This is a genomic window from Porphyrobacter sp. GA68, from assembly GCF_022605525.1.
Classification (GTDB): domain Bacteria; phylum Pseudomonadota; class Alphaproteobacteria; order Sphingomonadales; family Sphingomonadaceae; genus Qipengyuania_B.
The window spans coordinates 808,901-831,228 of record NZ_JAKQYJ010000002.1 but is presented as its reverse complement, the minus strand read 5'-3'; the positions used below and the strand labels follow the sequence as shown (position 1 = coordinate 831,228).

Below are 22,328 nucleotides of genomic sequence, written 5' to 3'. Positions count from 1 at the left end.
CCGCTACCATTGCAGATTGCGCGGCCGATTGTCGCGCCGGCGTTGTCCGATCCCCTTCAATAACGTGCCTGCGGTGGTTGGCTGCCTGTGGCTACGCTGCAGCACAAGCTGTGATTTCTTAAGATTGCGCAGATACCTAGTGGCACCAGCAGCAGCTTCTGTATAGATGCTGCACGGCTTTTGCCAAACAGGGAGGGAACATGAAACGAGTTTTTGCGGCTGCGGTCCTCGCGGCCTCCGTCAGTCTTGCGGGCTGCGCCACGGTGATGAACGGGACGAATCAGCCCGTGGAGTTTCAGTCGGATCCGTCAGGGGCCAACGTGAAGCTGGTGAGCGGGCTGAACTGCGAAGCACCGTGCACCTTTGAAATGAAGCGTGGAAAAGATTCCCAGGCGACGTTCACGATGCCCGGGTACGAACCGGTGTCCGTGTTCATCCAGAGCCGGACTGGCGGCGGAGTTGCTGGGAACATGCTTGCCGGCGGCATCATCGGCGGGATCGTCGATGGCAGCAACGGGGCATCGAACCACCTGTACCCGGATCCGGTGTATGTGCGCATGGTGCGCCTGGGATCTGGCGGCGAAGCGGTGCTCCTCGACAAGAAGGGGGCGATCATCTCCACGGTGGCCGAGTACAACGCGCGGGTCGGCGATGACGTGCGCAAGGGCCTGCAGGAGCAGGGGGTGATGGCCGATGAAACGGCGGTAGCCGCCAAGTAAATCGGATTGAAGCGCCGGGTCGGATATCGCGACCCGGCAATTTTCTTCTAGCTGCCCACGGCTTCGCTACGCTGCCCCGCCGCACCTTCACGCGCCGACAGCAGCTCCGCCTCCAGCGTTGCAGCGCGGTGAGCGGCGGTATGGGCGGACAGGACGACCTGACGTGCCGCCTCTCCGACAGGGTGCAGGTCCCGGTTCAGTGCACTGATCACGTCCTGCGCATTTTCTGCCAGCACGATAGCCTTGCCTGGGGAGAAGAGTTCCTCGATCCCGTCCCACCTGTCCGAGATTACCGGCGTGGCGCACGCCGCTGCCTCGAACAGTCGGACGGAAGGAGACCAGCCCGCTGCAATCATGTCCGCTCGCGTGACGTTGAGGGTGGCGCGCGACTGGGCGTAGAAAGCGGGGTGATCGGCCGGCGGAACATGGTCCAGCCGCTCGACATTATCGGGCCAGGCGATCTGTGCCGGATACTGTGGTCCGGCGACGCAGAAACGTCTGTCCGGCAAGGCCTTTGCCGGTTCCAGCAGCAGTTTTTCCAAGGTCGGCTGCCGGTCGGCGCTGTACGTGCCAAGGTAGGTAAGGTCCCACCGCTTAGGCAAATCGCGTGGTTGATAGACTTGCGCATCGACGGAACAATACAGCGGCCTTGCTGCCGGCGCTCCGAATTCCTGCTCAAGCCGGGTCAGGGTGGGGCCGCCGGTGAAGGAGAAGTAAATGTCAAAGCCAGGGATCACTTCGGGCGAGACATATTCGTGATCGCCCCGCGCCAGTTTGGCGAGAGTGACCGGAGTGTCGATGTCGTAGAAGCAGGTGACCCCCCGCGCCGTCCGCTGTACCCAGCGGCTGACTTCGACGCCTTCCGGTACGTAGGAGCCGACCATGACCGCGTCGGCCGCCATCACCTCTGTGGTCCACTCCTCCAGCCCGCTGAGGCTATCGTAATAGGCGAGGCGGCAATAGTCCGGGTCGGGCAGGTCGCGATGCGCGGCATACCAAGGCTGGTCCCGCTCCAGAAACAGCACCTCGTGACCGCGCGCGGCGAAGGCGGAAAGAAGGGCGCGGAAGGTCGTTGCGTGGCCGTTCCCCCAGGACGACGACAGGCTGAGACCCAAGACGACGAGCTTCATCTTGCAGCTTCCGCCATCACGGGCGCGAGCTGGTGCAGCACCGCGTCGACCTCGGCGGCGCGCAGGTCGTATGTATGTTCCGCCAGAACGCGGCGCAGGGCCGCCTGACCAATTGCTTGCGCCCGTTCGGGGGTCAGTACCGCCAGATGCTCCGCCACGTCCTGACCGTCGCGGGCGACCAGCACCTCCTCGCCGGGCTGCAGGAACTGCTCTATGCCTTCCCACGCGTCGGTAATCAGGCACGCCGCTGCGCCAGCGGCCTCGAACACGCGGGTAGCCGGAGAAAAGCCGATATGCGCCATCGAGTCCCTGGCCACGTTCAGCACGGCGCGTGGAGTGCAGTTGAAGGCATTGTGCGAAGCGGTCCCGACGTGGCCGATTGCCTGCACATTCGCAGGGACGGCCTTGTCGTGCCAGCCGTTCCCACCGAGAAGGAAGCGCTTGCCGGGCAGGGCGGCGGCCGGTTTCAGGAAGAACTCTTCCACCCGCGCCTCGCGGTCGGGCAAACGGTTGGCGAGAAAGCCCAAGTTGGCCGCGAACCGGGAGTCCGGCGGTACGGGCCTGTGGGTGGCGGGATCGAGCGCGTTATAGATGGGTACGCAGCGTTTCGCACCCAGCGCCTCATAAGCATCCACCACCGGCGCTCCGCCGCCATAGGTGAACACAAGGTCGAGGCGGTGCAGGGCGCGGCGGATCGGATGGTCCGGCACCTCGCGAATTTCGTCCAGGGTCGCCGCCGCATCCACATCCCAGAAGGCCGTAAGCGCATCCGGCGCAGCATGACGCAGCACACCTTCGATCAATTCGTCGTCGAAGACACCGACACCGCTCGCTTTCACGACAAGATCTGCTTCTCGAGCGCCCTGCAAAGCCATTCTGAGTCCATCGGCCGTAGCCGGATAGACGACGCTTCTCGCCCAGTTGGGCGGCTCGATATCGCGGTGGCTCTGGCGGTCGAAGGCGTCAGGTTCGTAGAAGGTTATCTGGTGGCCGCGCTTGGCCAGGGCGTGCAGAATGCCCCGATAGTAGGTCGCGGCGCCGTTCCAGTAGGAGGACAGCAGGCTTGAGCCGTAGAACGCAATCTTCAAGCGAATTTCCTTTGCGGGTGTTCGTCGCGCAACCTGGTTGCGATATTCAGCAGTTCGTCGGCGCGGTGCGCACAGGTGTGGCGAGCGAGTATCGTTTCCAGACCATGCCGGGCGAATGATGCGCGCGCGTCCGCATCTTCGGCGAGGGCGCGAAGGTGCTGCTCCATCGCCGCTCCATCCTCCGCCACCAGATAATCCGTTCCCGGGCGAAACAGCCCTTCGCTATCCTCCCATGGCGCCGACACGAGCGGGATTCCGCAGGCCAGCGCCTCGAACACCCTGATCGTCGGGATGCCGGGCAGAATGTCACGATAGAAGCGGCGCGGGACGTGCACGGTGGCCTTGTGCCGGGCAAACAGTTCCGGGGCGTGGGCGTTGGGCGCCCAGCCAAAATAGCGCGCGCCGTATGCGCTCACCATCTGCTTGGCGGCCGAGGTGTAGCGTACGCCATATATATCGAGCGACTGGTTTGCCCGGCGGGCGGGGGCGAGCAGGAATTCCTCGATCTCCTGCGTACGTTCGCCATCGCCCCAGTTGCCGATCCAGATCAGGCCGTTCCGTTCGCGCTCTTCTTCGGGCGGGCGGAAGTGCCGCGTGTCCGCTGCTTCGTGCCAGGTCCACACGCGGTCACTCCACCCCCAGCCGCGGTAAACCTCGCTCAGGGTTTCGCCAAAGGCGAGCACCCCGTCGTAGCCGCTCAGATCGTAAGCCCGCATCTCGTCGGGCGCACTGACAGCGCGGTGATGCGTGTCGTGGAACAGAAGGGTAAAGGCCGCACCCCCCTTGCGCAGCTGACCCACCGCAGCGACCAGATCCGGCTCGTTCCACTCGTGCATGATCACCAGGTCTGCGCCATCGGTCAGCTCGGCGGGATCGGAACCCGGTTGGTAAACAGTGGCCACAAGATCGGGATAGTGTCGCCTCCAGGCGGCCAAGGCGTCGTCACCGTGGTCTTGCAGCAGGTTCTGAAGGCTCCAGGCGTTCGCCGGTTCAAGCGCAATAACATCGTGCCCCCGCGCCTGCAGTTCGCGAAGCACGCCGCGCAGGAAATGGGCATTGCCGTGGTTCCAGCAGGATTGCAGCGAATGGGTGAAGTACGCGATCTTCATGCGGCACGCCTGTGATCGAGCGCGCTTTCGATCACGCCCAGCATCTGGTCCGCCATGGCGGCAACTGTGTAGCGCTCGGCTCGTTTGCGCGCCGCCGCGCCGCTCGCCTGCGGGCGCTCGATGGCCCGGGCGAACCCGGCGGCGTCGTGTGGATCGACAAAGGTGGCGGCGCCGTCCCACAGTTCGCGGAAAGTCGCAATGTCGGCCAGCACGAGCGGACAGCCCGCCTGCGCTGCTTCCAGAACCGCCAGCCCGAACGGTTCGTACACGGCGGAGGAGGCGAAGACCGGCCGTGCTGCCAGAAGCTCGCCCAGGCGAGCCGGTGCCACGCTGCCGAGATATTCGAGATTGGCCATGGCGGCCCGTTCGCCATGGGGGCCGGTGCTGGCGCCCACCGCCCGAATGGGGACGAAGCTCAGCGACGCTGCCGCATCCAGTGTGCCGATGTTCTTGGCGCGGTCCCAGAACCTGCCGACCGTGAGGGCAAAGGCCGGCTCGTTCGAAGATGATGCACGGTCGAGCGGAACGCGGCCGTTGTGCACCGCAACAGGGCTCGCCTCAAGCTCATAACGACGCCTCACCAGCTCGCCGTAAGCGGCCGTCGGCGTCACAATGCGGGTCGCGCGCTTCAAACCTGTCCCGATCAGATCGACCAGCCAGCCGAAAGCGTCATCGATATCCCCGGAACAACCGACCGCATCCCACCACGTGGCGACTTCGCCATGCGCAACGGCGATGACCGGCACTCGGAAACCCCCAGTCGCGGCCAGCGCCGGGCTGTTGAGAAGCGCAAGGTCATAGCCGGCCGACAAGGTTGCCAGCTTGTCACTGCCTTCCCGCACTGCCTCGCCATCGGAGCACAGCCAATCCAGCGGCAACTCGTCGGGCAGGATGGACACACCTGCATCAGCCGCCTGCTCCAGCTGATCCGGCGACGGGGCAGGCCCGCAGATCGCCAAGGTCACGGCATGGCCCCTGCCTTGCAGTGCCGCTGCCAGATCGAGCGCGTAGGTCCACACGCCGCCGACGGCATCGGCGGTCATCAGGATGTCCAGTCTTGCGGCCTTCACGAAGCGAGGGCGATTGCGGACGCCCCTGTTTTGCAATGGACCGATCCGTTGCGTTCTTCGAGCCAGCGAGCCAGATCGCGCACACCTTCGCGCCAGTTCATGCGCGGCGACAGGTCCAGAGCGCGGTCCGCTTTGCGGGTGTCAGCAACGAACCACCGTTGATCTCCCGGACGCCAGTCGGCGAATTCGACAAGCGGCTGGCGGCCGGTCACGACGCCGATTTCCTTCACCAGCGTGAGCAGGCTTACCGCATTCGCGCTACCTCCGCCCCAGTTGAAGGCGCTTCCGCTTACCGCGTCGATCCGTTCCAGCAGTTTGAGATAGGCGTCGCAGGCGTCGGAAACATGGCATACGTCCCGGACCTGCTCGCCATCGCCGAAAAGGGTGATCCGCTTCCCGTTCAGCGCCTGGATCAGGAAATGCGCCACCCATCCCTGATCTTCCGTCCCCAGCTGGCGCGGGCCATAGATGCAGCTCATCCGCATGGCGGCGGTGCGCAGGCCGTAGCTGCGTGCGTAGTCGAGGACGTACTGGTCTGCCGCGCCTTTCGAGCAGCCGTAGGGGGTGTGAAAATCCAGAGGCCGCGATTCCGCGACGCCATGCGCGGCAAGCTCCCTGTCCTGCGGAACGTAGCCGTCGTCAGTCAGGTGCAGGTCGACGTCTGCCAGATCGCCGTAAACCTTGTTGGTGGACGCAAAGATCACCGGCGCGGCGGGCTGATTATGCCGCACTGCTTCCAGCAGGTTGAACGTGCCCTGCAGATTGGTGGCGAAATCGTCGACCGGGTCGTCCATGCTGGTGGTCACCGCGACCTGCGCGGCGAAATGGAAGACCGCGTCCGCTGCCCGCACTGCTGCCGCAACCCGGCTTGCATCGGTTACATTGGCGATCACCGGCTCGATCAGGTCACCGTGACGGCCGCTCAGCCACTGAAGGTTGCTTTCGACCCCTGGCCGCGCAAGCGAGTCCAGTATCCGCACCCGACCGCCTTTGCTGGCGATGCGGTCGGCAAGGTTGCTCCCAATGAACCCGGCACCCCCTGTGACGAGGATCGTTTGCCCTGCGCCCGCCGCCCTCATGCGACCAGACCCCGCCGCTCGAGTTCGCTGCGGGCGGCATCCACGCGGTCGAACGCGGTTTGCGTCGACACCCATTGCGCCAGTTCCTGCAGCCGTTTGGCGAAATCCTCCCGCGCTTCGAAGCCAAGCACTTCGCGTGAAAGGGTTGGGTCGCAGAAGCAGTGGCGGATGTCCCCGGTTCGTGCCTTGCCCACGACTTCCGCTTCGACGTCGCTGTTCATGGCGGAGGCAAGCGCGCTCGCCACTTCCTTGACCGAACGGTTCTGGCCCGACCCGATGTTGAAAGTGCCGCCAACGGCCTGTGGCAGTTCCAGCGCATCGGCAAAGGCGCGGGCCACATCGTTGACATGGACGAAGTCGCGCCGCTGTTCGCCATCTTCGAACACCAGCGGCGGCTGTCCGTTGAGCAGGCGGGAGGCGAAGATCGCCAGCACGCCGGTATATGGGTTGGAGAGCGCCTGACCCGGGCCATAGACGTTGAACAGGCGCAGGCACACGCTTTCGATACCGTAAGGAGCGCCCATGATGTGCGTCGTGCGCTCCTGCACGTACTTGTTCAGTGCATAGATCGAGGAAAGCGAGGGTCGCTTCCATTCCGGTGTTGCCACCGGCTCAAGCGGGCGACCTTCGGCATCGACGGGTTCCCAGGTCGCCTGGCCATCCCGCAGGGCGGCGCGTGATGCATCCTCCACCAGCGCGCCGTCGGCGCTGCGGTACAAGCCTTCGCCATAGATGCTCATGGAGGAAGCGGTGACGACCCGGCGAACCGGCGCATCGATCAACTGCTCGAACAGGACGGCGGTGCCAACATCATTGACGGAGGTGTAGCGCTCCACCTCGTACATGGATTGGCCCACGCCCACTTCCGCTGCAAGATGGATGACGCTGTCGCATCGCCGCACCGCACCGGCGACAGCATCGCTGTCCCGCACATCCGCGGTGATCAGTTCAACTTCGGCCGAGAGATCAGCGGGTCTTCGCCCGTCGCCATGAACTTGCGGGATCAGTGCGTCCAAGGCGATGACCTTGTGCCCCCGGTTCATCAATTCCCGGCTGACCTGCCGCCCGATAAACCCTGCTCCGCCCGTGACCAACACTGTTTCCGCCAAACGCCCACTCCCTCAGCTTCTTCTTCAACACGTCTAAACCTTGGGAGCAACTTTGTTCCCGCTGGCCTGTTCTGATGGCCCTCTTCAGCAATCGCATCATCTTGTAAACAGCCATGTTCTCCTACCAAGAAGAAGGGCGCTCTTTGCACAGCTTTATTCCGATTGTCTTTGAAAAAGAACGTTTCGTCGCAGAAGCGCGATGACCGGGTTGCTTCTACATACCTCATTCTAAACCGAAGACGGATGAGTGCGACCATTCTGCTTATCCGTCATGCCCCGCATGGGCATCTCGGCAGCATCCTGACAGGTCGCATGGAAGATATCGCGTTGACGGCAGAGGGGCGGCAACAGGCGCAGCGGCTGGGTGAGGCGCTGCGGCACGAACCTGTATCCGCCGTTCACTGCAGCCCTGCCCTGAGAGCCAGGCAAACCGCAGCGGCTCTGGCGCAGCTCGTCAACCTCCCGGTTGAGACGAACGGTGCGCTGGCAGAAGTGGACTTCGGCGAGTGGACGGGTCGACGCTTCACCGAACTTGCCTGCGACCCGGCGTGGCGGATGTGGAATGAACAGCGCGGAACCGCGCTGGCGCCGGGGGGTGAGGGGATGCTTGCGGTGCAGGAGCGGGCGTGGAAACATGTCACGGAAACTGCGCGCAAGTGCGGCAATGCCACGATTGCGATGGTCAGCCACTGCGACGTAATCAGGGCGCTTATCGCCCGGGCGCTGGGCCTGTCGCTGAATAATCTGCTACGGTTCGACATAGCGCCGGCGTCGGTCAGCAGGCTGATCATCGGCGAGTGGGGAGAGAGAGTCATCAGTATCAACGAGCGAACCGCGTGAGCGGCCTGTCATTGGCCAGCGCGCCTCTGGACCTGTCTGGGGACTGCCTGAGGGAGCGTGTCGCCGAACTGGCGCCCTGGTTCCAGAACATCGACCTGGGTAACGGGGTTCGGACCGCGCCCGATCATTTCCTTGGCAATTATCCGGCGTTCAAGTTCGATCGGTTCAAGCACGCGTTGCCGGACGACCTCGAAGGCCGCTCCGTTTTAGATATCGGATGCAACGCCGGTTTCTATTCACTCGAAATGAAGAAGCGGGGGGCGGGGCGCGTGGTCGGCATCGACAGCGACGAACGCTACCTGGCGCAGGCACGGCTTGCGGCGGACACTTTGGGATATGGCGATGTGGAATACCGGCAGTTGTCCGTGTACGACGTGGGCGCCCTGGGTGAACGGTTCGACTGGGTCATTTTCATGGGTGTGCTGTACCATCTGCGGCACCCGTTGCTGGCGCTGGACCTGATCAGGGAGCACGTGGCGGGCGGACACATGCTGTTCCAGACGATGCAGCGGGGCAGCGAAGACGTGCTGGATGCGCCGGACAATCACCCGTTCCACAAGCCCGGGACTTTTGACCCGCCGGAGTATTTCGACGATCCGGGCTATCCGAGGATGCACTTCATCGAAAAGGAATACGCCGACGACTGGACCAACTGGTGGGCTCCCAACACGGCTTGCAGCCGCGCCATGTTGCGCGCCGCGGGCTTCGCCGTAGAGTCGCAGCCCGAGGCAGAGGTCTATCTCTGCCGGGTGACTGATGTGCCCTACAGTGAATACGGCCCGGCCGCCGTTTACCCGGCCAGGGGAGCAGGCGCGTGATCGAAGCGGTGATGCTCTGGAACGAGCCGAACAACAAGTCGCACTGGAACCCCGAACTGGACCCCGACTGGTCGATCTACGCCGACACGGTGATCAGGGCGGGGCAGGCTGTGGCCGCAGTGAACCCCGGTTTGACGCGGGTGCTTGGCGGCATGTCTCCGATCGACCCGCACTGGACCGAGCGCATGCGGCGGCACGGGGCGCTCGACGCTGTCGATGTCGTGGCGGTGCATGGCTTTCCGCTCGACTGGAACCTCTGGCCCATTCACTCCTGGCCGGACCGGATCGCGGAGATCGAGGCTGTGGTGCCGGACAAGCCCATCTGGGCGACCGAGGTGGGTGTCGGCAGCTTCGGCGCTGAAGAGGTGCAGGTATTCGGCGTGAACCGGACCGCTGAACTGCTGGTCGGCCGTGTGCCGAACATCTACTGGTATTCGCTGTTCGATCTGCCGCAGAGCTGGGGCGCGGAAACCCGTCATCGGGAAGCGGAAGGGTCCAGCTATTACCGGCATTTCTACATGGGCCTCATCCGCGAGGACGGCAGCCCCAAGCTCGCCCTTGAGCATTACCGCCGCCACGCGGCTGACATGGGGCTGATGCAGTGGTTCCATTTCGAGGATCCGCGATTGGACGATGCGGTGCGCTGGATGAAGGATCTGGGTGTCAGAAAACTGCGCACCGGCCTGTCTTGGGCTGACAGCTTCCGTGAGGGCGCGCTCGACTGGTTCGACCGTCAAATGGAGGCGCTGAGCGATCTCGAGGTGCTGGTGACATACTGCTTTACCCCGGAACATCTGGGTGTCGAAGCGCACCACACCAGCGCCGCGAAGGATCCACAGGCCTTCGCCGATTTCTGCGCCTGGATGACGGAGAGGTACGCTCCGGCGCAGATGCTCCCGCAGGAGAAGCGGGCATGAACAACAGGGACGGAGACTGAAATGCTGGCACCGGACACCAGAGGCATCCGCGTGGCGCTGGTTGGCGTTGGCAATTGCGCCAGCTCGCTTGTCCAGGGGCTCGCCTATTACGAGGCGGGCGGCAACGATGCGACCGGGCTGATGCATCATGACCTCGCGGGCTATCGGCCGGCCGACATTCGCCTCAGCGCCGCGTGGGATATCGACCGGCGCAAGGTTGGGCGCGACGTGTCCGACGCGATCTTTGCCCCGCCAAACTGCACTGCCCGTTTCAGCGATCGCGTTACTCCCAGCGGCGTAGAGGTGCGGATGGGCCGCGTGCTTGATGGCATGGCAGATCACATGGCTCACTATCCTGACAACCGGACCTTCCTGCCGGCCGACGTTCCCCAGCCGCAGCAGGAGGAAGTGGTCGCCGTGCTGCGGGAGACCGAGACGGATGTGCTGGTCAATTACCTGCCAGTGGGGTCGCAGGCGGCGACCGAATTCTATGCCGGATGCGCATTGGAAGCAGGGGTCGCCTTCGTGAACGCAATACCCGTGTTCATCGCGAGCGATCCGGTGTGGGCGCAGCGGTTCCGTGACGCCGGCGTGCCGATTATCGGCGACGACATCAAGGCGCAGCTGGGTGCCACCATCGTGCACCGCGTCTTAACCGACCTTTTCCGCAAACGCGGCGTCAAGCTGGACCGGACGTACCAGTTGAACACCGGAGGAAACACGGATTTCCTCAACATGCTGGAGCGCAGCCGTCTGGCATCAAAGAAGGAGTCCAAGACCGAAGCTGTGCAGTCGGTCGCCGCAGCCCGGCTCGAGGACGAGAACATTCATGTGGGGCCTTCCGACTATGTCGCGTGGCAGAACGACAACAAGGTCTGTTTCCTGCGGATGGAAGGACAGCTGTTCGGCGGCGTGCCGATGAACCTCGAACTGCGTTTGTCGGTGGAAGACAGTCCCAATTCTGCCGGCGTCGCCATCGACATGATCCGCTGCGCCAAGCTGGCGAAGGACCGCGGACTGGCGGGACCGGTGCTCCCTGCCTCGGCATATTTCTGCAAGCATCCGCCCGAGCAGATGACCGACGATCTCGCCTGCGCCGAGCTGGAACAGTTCATCGCGGCCGAGACGTAGGCGTGACTACCACGATGAAGGCGGCGGTAGTGACCGGGCCGGGCGAAATGCGGGTGTTGGACGTGCCGCTGCCGGAGCCCGGGCCGGGCGAGGTGCGGATCAGGCTGGAAGGGTGCGGCGTATGCGCATCCAATCTCGAACCATGGGCCGGACCGGACTGGATGCAATTCCCGACCGAGCCGGGCAGTCTGGGCCACGAGGGCTGGGGTATAGTCGATGCAATCGGCGAGGGCGTCGGCGGATGGGCCTGCGGCGACCGCGTGACCTCGCTTGGTCACCGTTCTTTCGCCCAATACGACCTCGTCGCCGCCGAGGCCTTGGTGCGGCTTCCGCAGGAACTCGACAAATTGCCGTTTCCGGGTGAGCCGCTGGGGTGTGCGTTCAACATCTTCCGGCGCAGCGACGTGCAGGCCGGTCAGACGGTGGCAATCATCGGGATCGGCTTTCTGGGTGCGGTGCTGACCAAGCTGGTGAGCGACGCGGGCGCGCGGGTAGTGGCAATATCACGCAGGCAGGAGTCGCTCGACCTGGCCCGCCACTATGGAGCCGACCAGACGATTGTGATGGACGATCATTACGCCATCATCGAACAGGTGAAGGCGCTGACCGGCGACAGGCTGTGCGATCGGGTGATCGAATGCGTTGGCAAGCAATGGCCGCTCGACCTGGCGGGCGAAGTGGTGGGGTTCGGCGGCAAGCTGGTGGTGGCGGGTTATCACCAGGACGGGCCGCGGCAGGTGAACATGCAGAACTGGAACTGGAAAGGTATCGACGTCGTCAACGCCCACGAACGCGATCCCGCGGTGCAGATCCGCGGGGTGCGCGAGGCGGTTGACGCGGTGGCGAGCGGCCGCCTCGACCCTGCGCCTTTGTACAGCGCCGAATTTCCGCTGGAACGGTTGGGCGACGCGCTGGACGCCACGCGCGACAAGCCGGGCGCTTTCGTCAAGGCTCTGGTGACGTTCGCGTGAACCGGCCGCGGATCGGCTTTCTCGGCACGGGCTGGATCGGGCGCAGCCGGATGGAAGCGATTGTCGCGACGGGCGTGGTGGAGCCGGCGGTAATTGTCGAACCGGATGAAGGCTGCGCGGCAGAGGCGCTGAGGCTGGCGCCGTCGGCCCGGCTGCTGCCGTCCTATGCCGCCATGCTCGATGAGGGGCTTGACGGTATCGTCATTGCCACTCCCAGCGCGCTCCATGCGGAACAGGCGATTGCCGGTCTGCAAAGCGGCGCGGCGGTTTTCTGCCAGAAGCCGCTCGGCCGCTCGGCAGCCGAGGTAAGCGGCGTCTTCGATGCCGCAAAAAGCGCCGACCGCCTTCTGGCGGTGGATCTGTCCTATCGGCACACCGCAGCGATTGAAGCAGTGGCTGATGCTCTGGCGGCGGGCACGCTGGGCTCTGTGTTCGCGGTAGATCTGACGTTCCACAATGCCTACGGACCGGACAAACCGTGGTTCTACGACCGCGAACTGTCAGGCGGCGGATGTGTCATGGACCTCGGTGTCCACATGGTCGACCTCGCCATGTGGCTGCTCGCGTTCCCTCCGGTCGAGCAGGTTGCTTCCTCGCTGTTCGCCAAAGGTCGCCGGCTCGCTGCCGGGGCGCGGGAGGTAGAGGATTACGCCACCGCGACGATTGACCTTGGCGGCGGCGTCACCGTGCGTCTGGCATGTTCCTGGCACCTTAACGCGGGTCAGGATGCGGTGATCGAAGCTGCCTTCCACGGCACCGATGCAAGCGCGGTGATGCGCAATTTGAACGGCAGCTTCTACGATTTTGAAACGCGGATCAACCGGGGCACTCACGCGGAGGTGGTCGCCAGCGCCCCGGACGCGTGGGGCGGCCGCGCGGCTGCGCATTGGGCGCGCAGGCTGGCGAAGGGCGACCGGTACGACGCATCGGCCGAAACGAACCTGAAGGTGGCAGGCGTGCTCGACCGGATCTACGCTGGCGGCTGAGTGCATGCGGCAGACGCTGGCCGAGGCGCTCGCGCGGTAGGCCGCGCAGCGTCTCGGCCAACTGAAATCAAAAGCTAGCCTTCAGCCTGCCCCGCTTGCGAGAACAAATGGCTCGTTACCGGAGCCGCTGTCGGTCGCGCTGATCGGTCCTTTCTTGAAGGGGATCAGAGTGGCTCCCGCGACAACAGTCTTTCTGCAACGCGTATGAAACCGTCGGTTGGCACAGCCACCCAGTCGGGTCGGTTCGCATGCTCGTAATTCATCTCGTAAGCGGCCTTCTCGAGTATGAAGAGGTCGAGCAATGGATCATCCAGGCTGCCTGCATCACCGATGGCTTCGCTGTAGGCGTGAAGAAACTGGTCGGTGCAGCGGGTGCGAAATTCTTCAAGAACCTGCTGAGCGCGCGCCTCCCAGGTTTCTGCCGTGGCAGGCGCGTTACGGCTGGCAACTGCGGCAGCGTAATCGAATGACCGGACCAGGCCGGCGACGTCGCGCAGGGGCAAATCCTTCTTTCGCCGCTCGCTGAGCGGCCGGGCGGGTTCGCCCTCGAAGTCAATGAACATCACATCGTCGCCTGTGACGAGCACTTGTCCCAGGTGGAGGTCACCGTGAATCCGCGTGCGGGAGCGGCCGGTTGCCAGCCCTGCTGTGGCACGTACGCGGGCAAGCAGTTCATCCCGTCTGGCGGGCAAGGTTCTTTCGCCATTCTGCTCCCCACCTTTCCGCTGCATATGCGTCAGGTGGTCCAGCGCGCGATCGACCTCCGCTGTAACCCGCTCGGCAAGCGCGGCTGCGTCGGCGACGGACATGGTTTCAGGCGCAAAGGCGGGATTGTTGCAAGCCCGGCCAAGCAGGGAATGCATTTCGGCCAGCCTTTGACCAAGCCTGCGGGCGAACTGGTCCGTCACAGCGAAGCTCAACGGATTATCTGTGGCCATTCGTCCCAGCGTCGCGAGCGTCCACTGCCAGCCGTCGCCCTGGTTATAGGCAAACCGCTGCGCCAGCATGACGAGAGTTTCTTCCCCGTCGCGGCACTTGGTCACCGTGCCGAGAACGGGAGCAACATGCGCGAAACCTTGCTGCGTCAGGTAATCGATCATCTCGGCTTCCGGATGGATGCCAGCTTCAAGTCGGCGCAAAAGCTTGAGGGTAACCTGCTCGCCGACGGCCATTGTACTGTTCGACTGTTCGGCCGCCAGCCACTCAGGGGTTGCATCCGGCTCCACGTCCAAAGTCGCTCTGGCGGCGAAGCGCAGCATCCCGTCACCGGTATCCACCTCTGTTTCATGGCGCATCGCTGATAATGCCGCGTGGGCAAACTGAGGCAGGGCAAAGCCATCCGTGAGCAGGCCGACGTTCCGTTCGCGCCGTACCCTCGCAAGGGCCAGATTGGTGGCATAGGGGCCATGTTGCCGCCCGTCCCACGCAATGCCGATCGGCAGAGCGTAACGGGCGGTGCCACTGTCGCTGGTGGTGACGGCAATCTCGCCAAGCAGCAGATCCTCGGTATCTGGCATGGGAGCAAGAGAGGTGATCTCCAAATGCACGATCGTCTCGTGCTTGGCCCTGAACCAGCGGCGATGGGGGATGTAGTCAGGCAGAATACCCTGCTCGAGCACGGCGCGGCTTTCTCCCCGCGCAACATCGGCAAGGTCGGGGCGCAGAACAAAGGTGTGCCGCTCTGCTTCGAAATGAGGGGCAGTTGTCGCCCAGGCGGGGGCCGCCACGTCGGCGCTCAGGTGGAACCACAAGAAGCCATAGGGCGGCAGGGTCAGCAGGTAAGGCAGTTGCCCGATGGGCGGGAATGCCGCACCGCCCAGCAGTTCCACCGGCACCTGCCCCTCAAATTCGTGCAGGTCCAGTTCAACTGCCTGTGCGGTGCGCGACAGGTTGGCGACGCACAGGATGGCATCCTCGCCATGCTGCCGCAGATACGCGAGGATCCGGCGGTTGGCCGGCCGCAGGAATGTCTGCGTGCCACGCCCGAAGGCCTGATGCTCCTTGCGGACGGCCAGCATCCGCTTGGTCCAGTTCAGCAACGAATGACGGTCTTGCTCCTGCGCTTCCACGTTGACGGCAGCATAGCCGTAGAGTGGATCCTGGATGACGGGCAGGGTCAGACTGGCAGGATCCGCCTTGGAGAACCCGCCGTTCCGGTCGGGCGACCATTGCATGGGGGTCCGCACGCCATCCCGATCCCCCAGGAAGATGTTGTCGCCCATGCCAATCTCATCGCCGTAATACAGCACGGGGGTTCCCGGCATGGTCAGGAGCAGCGCATTCATCAATTCGATGCGACGGCGATCCCGCTCCATCAGCGGGGCGAGGCGGCGGCGGATGCCAAGGTTGATGCGCGCCCGGCGGTCGGCCGCGTACGTGTCCCAGAGATAGTCGCGTTCCGCGTCCGTGACCATCTCCAGCGTCAGTTCGTCATGGTTTCGCAGAAAGATGGCCCATTGCGCGTCATCCGGGATGGCCGGCGTTTGCCGCATGATGTCCGTTATCGGGAACCGGTCCTCTTGCGCTACGGCCATGTACATGCGCGGCATCAAGGGGAAGTGGAAGGCCATGTGACATTCGTCGGTGCGACCGTCTTTTTCCCCGAAATACTGCTGCGTCTCTTCTGGCCACATGTTCGCTTCGGCCAGCAGCATCTTGCCCTGATAGTGGGCATCGAGGTCAGCGCGGATTTTCTTCAGAACCTGGTGGGTTTCCGGCAGGTTTTCGTTGGAAGTGCCGTCCCGTTCGATGAGATAGGGTATGGCATCGAGCCGAAGCCCATCGACGCCTGCATCCAGCCAGAAATGCATCACCGCCAGTACTTCTTCCAGCACTCTGGGGTTATCGAAGTTGAGGTCCGGTTGATGCGAGTAGAAGCGATGCCAGAAATATGCCTGGGCCTCCTCGTCCCAGGTCCAGTTCGACTTTTCGGTGTCGAGGAAAATGATGCGCGTGCCGGAATACAGCTGCGCATTGTCGGACCAGACGTAGAAATCGCGCTCCGGGCTGCCCGGAGGAGCCTTGCGGGCAGCCTGGAACCAAGGGTGCTGATCGGATGTGTGGTTGATGATCAGCTCGGTTATGACGCGCAGGCCGCGCGCGTGCGCGGCGTCGATGAAGGTCCGGACTTCCTCCATCGTGCCATAGTCTGGCGATACATCGGTATATCTGGCGATATCGTAACCGTCATCGCGCCTGGGTGAGGGATAGAAGGGCAGAAGCCAGATAGCGGTCACCCCGATGTCGGCGATGTAATCCAGCTTGCTGATCAGCCCTGCGAAGTCGCCGATGCCGTCGTTGTTGCTGTCGAAGAAGCTCTTGACGTGCAACTGGTAGATCACTGCGTCCTTGTACCAGTAGGGATCCTCAGCGCCGGTGATCGTCGCTTCAAGCATACAGGTGGTGGCTTCCTCGTTCATGCCGCGCGCCCCGGTTGCAGTAGTCAACCGGAACGACCGGTTTCCAGATACGAAACAATTCGTCTGGGTCGAGCGCGATCTGCTGGTACGCGCCTGGCCAGACAAGAATGTAGCCGCCCAGCCGTTTTCGAAACGCCGGCGACGGCAAACTGGTAACTGGTGGCAAGGACAAATTGATCATGGCGCGACGGGCGGGTTCATTCCACAAAAGTTCGCTCGCGGCATTGTTCCGGCCTGTTCGTCAGCTCGCCTGCGGTTTGAGCATCGCCGGGGCGCCCGGTCTGTTCTCCTCTGCTGCCAGCTTCACGCGCAGCATGGCCAGGGCAGCGAGCGCCAGCGTTACGGCGGCGAATGCCATCGTCCAGATCGGTTCGGTCGGGAAAAACGCCTTCATCACCGTGCCCATCGCGGTTGCGACGATCAGCTGCGGCACGACGACGAAAACGTTGAACAAACCCATGTAGATGCCGAGCTTGTGCCCCGGCAGATTGGATGCGAGGATGGAGTAGGGCATGGCAAGGATCGAAGCCCAGGCGATGCCAATGCCAACTTCGCTCAGGATCAGCCAATTGGCATCCGGCATCACAAAGAAGCTGGCGAAACCGGCTGCCCCGCACATCAGGCAGGTCATGTGGGTCGCAACCTTGCCGATGCGACCGGCAAGCCATGGGATCAGCGTAAGCGCAGCGACGGCGGCAATTCCGTTATAAACTGCGAACAGGATGCCGACCCAGTTGCCGCCTTCCTGGTAGGCTGCGCTCGCCGGGTCGGTTGCGCCGAAGTAGTACTGCCCGACCACGGGAGTGGTGTGGATCCACATGATGAAGAGTGCGGACCAGCTGAGGAACTGCACCAGGGCGAGCCGCTTCATGATGTCCGGCATGGCGGAAAAGTCGCCGATGATACTGCCTAGCATCCCCGGAGCCCCGCCGCCCCGCGCGCGGCGGATGGCCAGCGCGCTGAGCAGGCCGTAGGCGATCAGCAGTGCGCCCAGTAGCAGCACTTCCTGCTCGAAACCGAACGCCTCGACGGCCAGCATGATCGCGGCGCCGATGATGATCCAGATACCTGGCGCGAGGAAGTTTCGGCTGGCAAGTGCGCCATTGCCGGGATCAGATGGCTCCGCATGCGCGGCGGTGAAGCCACGCAAATCGTCGGGCGAGTATTCCTTGGTCGTGATGACGGTCCACAGCACCGCCAGAAACAACGCCAAACCGCCCGCCCAGAAACTGTAGCGAACAGTGTCGGGAATGCCTCCGCCTGCCGCGACGTTGGATACCCCGAACTGATCGAGCAGCCAGGGAAACGCCGATCCCACCACCGCGCCTGTTCCGATGAACGCGGTCTGCACGGCATACCCGGCGGTATGTTGCGACTTGGGCAGCATGTCGCCGACAAACGCGCGAAACGGCTCCATCGACACGTTGAGACTGGCGTCCAGTACCCACAGCAGCAGCGCCGCCATCAGCAGCACACCTGATAACGGCATGAGGAACAGCGAAAGCGCCGCCATGACTGCGCCCAGCAGGAAGTAGGGACGGCGCCGGCCCAGCCGGCCCAGCCAGGTGCGGTCGGACAGATGGCCGACGATCGGCTGCACCAGCAGGCCGGTCAGCGGCGCCGCGACCCACAATGCCGGAAGATCGTCGATGGCGCTGCCCAGCGATTGGAAAACGCGGCTCATATTGGCGTTCTGCAGCGCAAAGCCGATCTGGATGCCGAAAAAGCCGAAGCTGATATTCCACAGGCCCGCAAAACCCTGCCGCGGCTTGTCCATCGATCGACTCTCCCCCTCGACCGGCCTTGCTTGCCGGCCTGTATGTGCCGCGCGGCACGCTGACACTCCGCGAAGCGGACCGCAAGCTGGAAAAGCTCAGCGCACCGGCGCTCTACGGGTGCTGCCGCGCGCGATCAGGCGCGTGGGCAGAACCAGTGTTTCCGGTGCGGAGCCGCCGATCTGCCGGACCAGCGCCTCCGTCAGCTGCTCTGCCGCCCGCGCGGTGTCCTGTTCGATGGTGGTGAGCGATGGAGAGGTGAGGGCGGCGGCCGGGATGTTGTCGAACCCGATCACGGCAGTGTCATCAGGTACGCGCAAGCCATGATCGGCCAACGCACGCAAGGCGCCACAGGCGATGAGATCGCTCCCGGCGAAGATCCCGTCCGGCCGATGCCCGCTGGCCAGCAGTGCCTGCACTGCGGCATAGCCGTCCGCCTCGCTGCTGAGCGCGCCTTGCTGCAATACGCCGTCCCCGACCGCTGCGCACAAACCGTTGAAGCGCGACAGAAACTCCGGATAGCTCGCGTTCGCCTGCCCGAGAAACGCGATGGTCCGGCATCCTTGGGCAAGCAGGTGCTCGCCCGCGGCGCGACCGGCGGCCAGGTTGTCCGACCCTACCACCGCTCCTGCCTCATGCGCCTCCAGCGGCCCCCACCGGACGAACCGCGTACCCTGCGCCGCCAGCTGCTCCAGCCTTTCCTGGTAGAGCATGTTGTCGCCATATCCGAGAAGGATCAGCCCGTCGGCCCGGTGGCTGTCCTGATAGCGGGTGTGCCAGTCATCCTCCATTCTCTGGAAGGACACAAGGAGGTCCAGGTTCCGCGCGCCTGCCGCGCGGGTAATGGAGCCGAGCATGGAGAGGAAGAACGGGTTGATGTGGCTGTCGTCCGGGGCCGGATCTTCAAAGAACAGCAGGGCGATGGTGTTGGCCCGCTGGGTGCGCAGCGCGGATGCGTTCTTGTCCACCGTGTAATTGAGTTCGCGGGCAATGCGTTCGATCCGCTCGCGGGTCGCCGGACTGACGGACCGGTCACCCCGCAGCGCACGGCTCACCGTAGGTTGCGAAACTCCGGCGCGATAGGCGATGTCGAAGCTGGTCACTTTGCCGGTGATGTTGATCGGCATTGCGGGCAAACTTTCCGTTCGGGGCGCTGAGCGAACAATAGCGCGGCATGAGTGTGCAGTCACGCGATTGCGACGTGCCACGATGTTGCAATCCGGTGACATCATGCACTGCAGCATCGATGCAGCATACGTATGCGTCCTGTCGTTCCGCGCGCGAGGCAGGCACACAGCACAGAGCGTTCGTGCACAGCACCGGCAAAGCGCCCGTCCCAGCGACGCTGCCGTGGGGGAGTAGTTTAGATGATCAACCGCAAGTTTCTCGCCGCGCTCGTGAGCGGTTCTGCCGTCGCCCATGCGCTTGCGCCGGCAAGCGCATGGGCGCAGCAAGCCAACACCCAGCCGCCGACCCCGGTCGATGCCGAAGCAGGCGATGACGACGCGGCCCGGCCGGTTGATACCGGCAACGAGATCCTGGTGACCGGTTTTCGCGCCAGCCTGGCCAGCGCCGTTGCCGAGAAGCGTTCCAGCGACCTTATCCTGGAGTCGGTTACCGCAGAGGATATCGGCAAGCTGCCCGACGCATCCATCGGCGAATCCATTGCCCGCCTGCCCGGCCTGACGTCCCAACGGCTGAACGGCCGCGCGAACGTCATCGCGGTACGCGGCCTTGGTCCAGACTTCTCGCAGACGCTGCTGAATGGGCGCGAACAAACCTCCACCGGTGACAGCCGTGCGGTGGAGTTCGACCAGTATCCGGGCGAAGTCGTCAATCAGGTCGTGGTGTACAAATCGCCCTCCGCCGAGCTGGTTGGGCAGGGGCTGGCCGGCACGATCGACATCCGCACCATCCGGCCGCTGGACCTGAGCGAGCGGGTTCTGGCAATCGGCGCCAAGGGTTCGTATGCCGATATCGGCGCCCTGAACGCCGGGTCGAAGGAATTCGGTTACCGCGTCAATGCAACCTATGTCGATCAGTTCGCCGACGACACCATCGGCATCGCCCTGTCCGCCGCCTATACCGACGAGCCTTATCAGCTGCAGGAATTCAACGCCTGGGGCTACGCCGGCGACGGCACGGCCGGCAATCCTTACGTTATCGGCGGTTCCAAGAGCTTCGTCACTTCCACCCAGTTGAAGCGGTTTGGCGTCACCGGCACCTTCCAGGCGGAACTGGCCGAGACGCTCACGCTGACGGTGGATGGCTTCTATTCCAACTTCGACGACGATCAGACGAAGCGCGGGATCGAATTGCCGCTGGGCTTCCAGGCGTTCGGCACCCAGTTCAATCCTGCGACGGCAACGACCAGGAATATTGGCAACGCGCTGTTCGCGACTTCCGGCACGTTCACCAATGTTCAGGGAGTTATCCGCAACGATATCTTCCAGCGCGAAGCCGACCTTTATTCCGGCGGGTTGAACCTCGCCTACGAAGGCAACGATGGCTGGAGCGCGTTTTTCGACTTCGGTTATTCGCGCACCGACCGCAACGAGCTGAGCATCGAGAGCTATTCCGGCACCGGCTACAACGTTGACGGCGGCGCAACGGATACGATCGGCTTCCGATCGGATGCGAACGGCACCAGCTTCAGCCCCGGCCTCAACTACAGCGACACCAATCTGATCCGCCTGACCGATCCGCTCGGCTGGGGCGGCGACCGGGTGCAGGCGGGCTACTACAACAACCGCATCGTCGACGACGAGCTGAAGCAGTTCCGCGTCGGTGTTGAGCGAGAGCTGGAAGGATTCTTCTCCGCCGTAAAGGTCGGGCTGAACTACACCAATCGCGACAAGAGCCTGACCCCGGACGAGTTTTTCGTGCAGCTGCCTGGCGGCGCGACAGAGGCACCGATCCCGGCTGGCTTCCTGCTGCGGCCGACCAACCTCAGCTATCTGGGTCTGGGGCCGATCGTCAGCTATGACCCGCGCGACGTGATCGCGTCCGGCGCGCTGATCCTCAACCCCAATCCCTCGAACGATATTCCGGCCAAGGCCTTCAACATCGACGAAGACCTGATGACGCTGTACGCCCAGCTGGACATCGAACAGGAACTCGGCCTGGGCGTCCTGACTGGCAATGTCGGCGTGCAGGCGATCAACGCCTCCCAGCAATCATCCGGCATCGCGTTCGCCAACGGGCAACAGGTCAACGTCAGCCTCGGTGCGGATTACTGGGATGTGCTGCCCAGCCTGAACCTGTCGCTCCGCTTTGACAGCGACTGGATCATCCGCTTCGCCGCGAGCCGGCAGATCCAGCGGCCGCGGCTCGATGACCTGCGGTCTGCGATCGGATACGGCATCAACACCAACGTCGGCGAAAGCCCGACTGGCGTGGCGCCCTTCATCAGCGGAGGCGGCGGCAACCCGCTCCTGCGTCCGTTCCGCGCCAACGCGCTCGACTTCAATGTCGAGAAGTATTTCAACGGCGGGACGGGCGTCCTTGCGCTGCAGCTGTTCTACAAGGACATCGTCAGCTACATCGACCGCGGGCGCCTGATCTTCGATTTTGCGGGGCTGCCGACGCCTGCCGGCCTTCCGCCAGCCACGACGGTCGGCTTCCTCGACGCCACGGTCAACACGCCCGGCGGCGACTTCTACGGTGTGGAAGCCTCATTTGTGCTTCCCCTGGATACGTTCACCGAGGCGCTTGATGGCTTTGGCGTCACGGGCGGCGTGGGTTACACCGACTCCAAGGTGGAGGACTTCAACGGAAATCTGGCGACCATTCCGGGCTATTCCAAGTGGACCGCCAATGGCACCGCCTATTTCGAAAAGTGGGGCTTCAGCGCGCGCGGCAGCGTCCGCTATCGCTCCTCCTTCCTTGCCGATTTCAGCGGCTTCGGCGGTTCACCGACTCGCCGCCGGGCGCGTTCGGAAATGATCGTCGATGCGCAGATCGGCTATGATTTCAGTGGCGGCGCGCTGAACGGACTGGCCATCTATATTCAGGGCCAGAACCTCACCAACGAGCCGTTCGTGTCGCAGTTCGATGTGCCGGTTCCCGAAGCCGTCATCGATTATCAGGAATATGGCCGCCGCTTCCAGGCCGGCTTCACCTACCGGTTCTGATGAGACAAGGAGGCGCCTGGCCGGTCCCCGGCGC

The 22,328-nt window shown here is 63.7% G+C and carries 17 protein-coding genes; 8 read left to right on the top strand and 9 right to left on the bottom strand.

The window, feature by feature from the left end:
* Window positions 1-200 precede the first annotated feature (200 nt).
* Window positions 201-719, top strand: coding sequence for a hypothetical protein (locus tag LHJ54_RS11760; RefSeq protein WP_228244090.1), 519 nt, complete (start codon window positions 201-203; stop codon window positions 717-719).
* A gap of 47 nt (window positions 720-766) precedes the next feature.
* Here the strand turns inward: LHJ54_RS11760 and LHJ54_RS11755 are convergent, their stop codons facing one another.
* From LHJ54_RS11755 to LHJ54_RS11730, 6 genes are read right to left on the bottom strand one after another with little or no spacing between them, the layout of a single operon-like run.
* Window positions 767-1,849 carry a glycosyltransferase gene (locus LHJ54_RS11755; RefSeq protein WP_228244089.1) on the bottom strand — a complete coding sequence of 361 codons (1,083 nt, stop codon included), beginning with the start codon at window positions 1,847-1,849 and terminating at the stop codon, window positions 767-769.
* A complete protein-coding gene (locus tag LHJ54_RS11750) occupies window positions 1,846-2,937 on the bottom strand; it encodes a glycosyltransferase (protein WP_228244088.1) in 1,092 nt (363 codons plus the stop codon). The genes LHJ54_RS11755 and LHJ54_RS11750 overlap by 4 nt, the downstream gene beginning before the upstream one ends.
* Entirely contained in the window at window positions 2,934-4,046 is a 1,113-nt protein-coding gene (locus LHJ54_RS11745) for a glycosyltransferase (protein ID WP_228244087.1), read from the bottom strand. Before LHJ54_RS11745 ends, LHJ54_RS11750 begins: the two co-directional genes overlap by 4 nt.
* Window positions 4,043-5,116: a glycosyltransferase family 4 protein gene (locus LHJ54_RS11740; RefSeq protein ID WP_228244086.1), complete on the bottom strand. Its 1,074-nt coding sequence runs from the start codon at window positions 5,114-5,116 to the stop codon at window positions 4,043-4,045. The genes LHJ54_RS11745 and LHJ54_RS11740 overlap by 4 nt, the downstream gene beginning before the upstream one ends.
* Window positions 5,113-6,195, bottom strand: a complete 1,083-nt coding sequence (locus LHJ54_RS11735; protein ID WP_228244085.1) for an NAD-dependent epimerase/dehydratase family protein — start codon at window positions 6,193-6,195, stop codon at window positions 5,113-5,115. Before LHJ54_RS11735 ends, LHJ54_RS11740 begins: the two co-directional genes overlap by 4 nt.
* Window positions 6,192-7,304: an NAD(P)-dependent oxidoreductase gene (locus tag LHJ54_RS11730; protein WP_228244084.1), complete on the bottom strand. Its 1,113-nt coding sequence runs from the start codon at window positions 7,302-7,304 to the stop codon at window positions 6,192-6,194. The genes LHJ54_RS11735 and LHJ54_RS11730 overlap by 4 nt, the downstream gene beginning before the upstream one ends.
* 243 nt (window positions 7,305-7,547) lie before the next feature.
* Between LHJ54_RS11730 and LHJ54_RS11725 the strand changes: the two genes are divergently transcribed.
* The 6 genes from LHJ54_RS11725 to LHJ54_RS12780 are packed head-to-tail and all read left to right on the top strand — an operon-like array spanning window position 7,548 to window position 12,967.
* Window positions 7,548-8,144 carry a histidine phosphatase family protein gene (locus LHJ54_RS11725; RefSeq protein WP_228244083.1) on the top strand — a complete coding sequence of 199 codons (597 nt, stop codon included), beginning with the start codon at window positions 7,548-7,550 and terminating at the stop codon, window positions 8,142-8,144.
* The gene (locus LHJ54_RS11720; RefSeq protein WP_228244082.1) at window positions 8,141-8,962 is read left to right on the top strand and encodes a TIGR04290 family methyltransferase; all 822 of its coding nucleotides are present in this window, start codon (window positions 8,141-8,143) and stop codon (window positions 8,960-8,962) included. Before LHJ54_RS11725 ends, LHJ54_RS11720 begins: the two co-directional genes overlap by 4 nt.
* Window positions 8,959-9,879, top strand: coding sequence for a beta-xylosidase (locus LHJ54_RS11715; protein WP_228244081.1), 921 nt, complete (start codon window positions 8,959-8,961; stop codon window positions 9,877-9,879). The genes LHJ54_RS11720 and LHJ54_RS11715 overlap by 4 nt, the downstream gene beginning before the upstream one ends.
* Before the next feature lie 21 nt (window positions 9,880-9,900).
* Window positions 9,901-11,010, top strand: coding sequence for an inositol-3-phosphate synthase (locus tag LHJ54_RS11710; RefSeq protein WP_228244080.1), 1,110 nt, complete (start codon window positions 9,901-9,903; stop codon window positions 11,008-11,010).
* A 14-nt stretch (window positions 11,011-11,024) separates the two neighbouring features.
* Window positions 11,025-11,981 (top strand): zinc-binding dehydrogenase, encoded by a 957-nt coding sequence (locus tag LHJ54_RS11705; RefSeq protein WP_228244079.1) that lies wholly within the window; start codon window positions 11,025-11,027, stop codon window positions 11,979-11,981.
* The gene (locus tag LHJ54_RS12780) at window positions 11,978-12,967 is read left to right on the top strand and encodes a Gfo/Idh/MocA family protein (RefSeq protein WP_228244078.1); all 990 of its coding nucleotides are present in this window, start codon (window positions 11,978-11,980) and stop codon (window positions 12,965-12,967) included. Before LHJ54_RS11705 ends, LHJ54_RS12780 begins: the two co-directional genes overlap by 4 nt.
* Before the next feature lie 164 nt (window positions 12,968-13,131).
* On the opposite strand, the gene treS is transcribed toward LHJ54_RS12780, so the two are convergent.
* From treS to LHJ54_RS11680, 3 genes are all read right to left on the bottom strand, one after another.
* Window positions 13,132-16,386, bottom strand: a complete 3,255-nt coding sequence (treS, locus tag LHJ54_RS11690; protein WP_228244077.1) for a maltose alpha-D-glucosyltransferase — start codon at window positions 16,384-16,386, stop codon at window positions 13,132-13,134.
* Between the two features lie 241 nt (window positions 16,387-16,627).
* Window positions 16,628-18,163, bottom strand: coding sequence for an MFS transporter (locus tag LHJ54_RS11685; protein WP_228244076.1), 1,536 nt, complete (start codon window positions 18,161-18,163; stop codon window positions 16,628-16,630).
* Between the two features lie 96 nt (window positions 18,164-18,259).
* Window positions 18,260-19,288, bottom strand: coding sequence for a LacI family DNA-binding transcriptional regulator (locus LHJ54_RS11680; RefSeq protein WP_228244075.1), 1,029 nt, complete (start codon window positions 19,286-19,288; stop codon window positions 18,260-18,262).
* Window positions 19,289-19,528: 240 nt separating this feature from the next.
* Here LHJ54_RS11680 and LHJ54_RS11675 point away from each other — a divergent pair, with 240 nt between their 5' ends.
* Complete coding sequence (locus tag LHJ54_RS11675; RefSeq protein WP_228244074.1) at window positions 19,529-22,294, top strand: TonB-dependent receptor; 2,766 nt, start codon at window positions 19,529-19,531, stop codon at window positions 22,292-22,294.
* Window positions 22,295-22,328: the final 34 nt, after the last annotated feature.